1 protein-coding gene is annotated in these 1,827 nt (G+C 39.9%); it reads right to left on the minus strand.

Features of this window, described 5'->3' with window-relative positions:
• Positions 1 to 1,827, minus strand: a 1,827-nt coding sequence (locus tag JG30_RS08915) for a BspA family leucine-rich repeat surface protein (protein ID WP_218837833.1), incomplete at both ends; no start/stop codon positions are given.

Consider the following 1,827-nt stretch of genomic DNA (forward strand, 5'->3'; position numbering starts at 1 on the left):
AACTTGATCGCGGCCGGTCAATTCCATTAAATCATTAGAAGTATACTTGTGCCCCTGTTGATAACCACTAGTGGCTACCCAATAAGGGGAGGCGACTACCCGATCAGTACCCAGAAGTCTGGTTCCGGTGTCTGGTACTTTTGGCAGGTAAACATACTTGCATTCAATTTTAGGTCCTAAAATCAAATGATTTAAATTTGGACTCTCAAAAAATATACTTGTCATATCAACGGCTTTGGAGGTATCGAAATTACTGATATCTAAACTGGTTAATTCCGTGCAACTTCCAAACATACCACGCATATCAGTAACCTTAGCGGTATCGAAATTACTGAGGTTTAAACTAGTTAATTTCATACAATACATAAACATGGCATCCATACTAGTAACGTTAGCCGTATTGAAATTGCTGAGATCTAAACTAGTTAAACTTGAACAAGAAGAAAACATAGCTTCCATATTAGTAACCTTGGCAGTATTAAAACTGCTGAGATCTAAACTAGTTAAACTGTCGCAATTATAAAACATATCTTGCATATCAGTCACGTTAGCTGTATTGAAGTTGCTAAGATTTAAATTAGTTAAACTTTGGCAATCATTAAACATCCCATACATATTAGTAACCTTAGCAGTATTGAAATGACTGAGATCTAAATTGATTAATTCCCGGCAATCTTCAAACATCTCACGCATATCAGTCACGTTAGTGGTATTGAAGTTGCTGAGATCTAAACTGATTAATCCTATACACCAACTAAACATCGAAGAGATATCAGTCACGTTAGCGGTATTGAAACTACTGAGATCTAAACTAGTTAATCTTTCGGACCAAGCAAACATCTCACTCATGTTAGTAACCTTGGAAGTGTTAAAACTGCTGAGATCTAAACTGGTTAATCCGCAACCATAAAACATATCATGCATATCAGTAACGTTAGTAGTATTGAAATTGCTGAGATCTAAATTGATTAATTCCCAGCAATCTTCAAACATCCAAGACATATCAGTAACGTTAATAGTATTGAAGTTGCTGAGATCTAAACTGGTTAAGTTCTGGCAACTATTAAACATATAACTCATATCAGTAACGTTCGTGGTATCGAGATTAGCTAAACCCACAATTTGTTGAAGCTTGTACAACCCCGCAAATAAAGAACTGGAATTCTGATTGGCTTTGACGCCGGGGTCAATAATAATGTGGGTTAGTTCTCTACTTAATTGCCAGTTCCCGTTAAACACTTCAGGACTAACACTTATACTGCCGAAATAATGCATTTGATAATTATCCAAAGGATCTTTTATAGTTTTATGGCTGCTAGTGCCCAAGGTGCCTGCATGGAAGTGTAAAATATAATCCGCGCCTTGGTGAGTGTATTCCCACTTACTGGTGCCCCAGGTGCCTTGGGCAATCGTCTCTACTTGAGGATCTGTGGCCGCTGGTGCTGTAGGTTGGCTTACTGGCTGAGTAGTTTCATTAGCCTTGCTGGCTGAAGAAGCGGCTGCCTGTTGTGTTGGTGCTGAAGCGGTCGGATTGTTATTGACAGTAGTTGTTTGTTCAGCTGTGGTCGTCGCAGGTGAACCTGTAGACTGATTTCTAGGAATTTGGTTTTGGTTAACAGTCTCGCTAACGTTGTCTGTATTAGTTACAGCCTTTTGTGTACTAGTCTGTTGATTGACAGGCTGTTCATTTTGGTTAGGTTCAGCAGGTTTCGCAGTTGCTGTACTCCGCGGGGCCACCATACTCGTGGTTGTAGGGTCTGGAGCATTTGTAGCTGCCGCAGCCGCTTGTTGTTGGGTTAAGACGAACCCACACACTAACCCTACGAA

Origin of the sequence: Bombilactobacillus mellifer (genome assembly GCF_000970795.1) — a bacterium.
Taxonomy (GTDB): Bacteria; Bacillota; Bacilli; order Lactobacillales; family Lactobacillaceae; genus Bombilactobacillus; species Bombilactobacillus mellifer.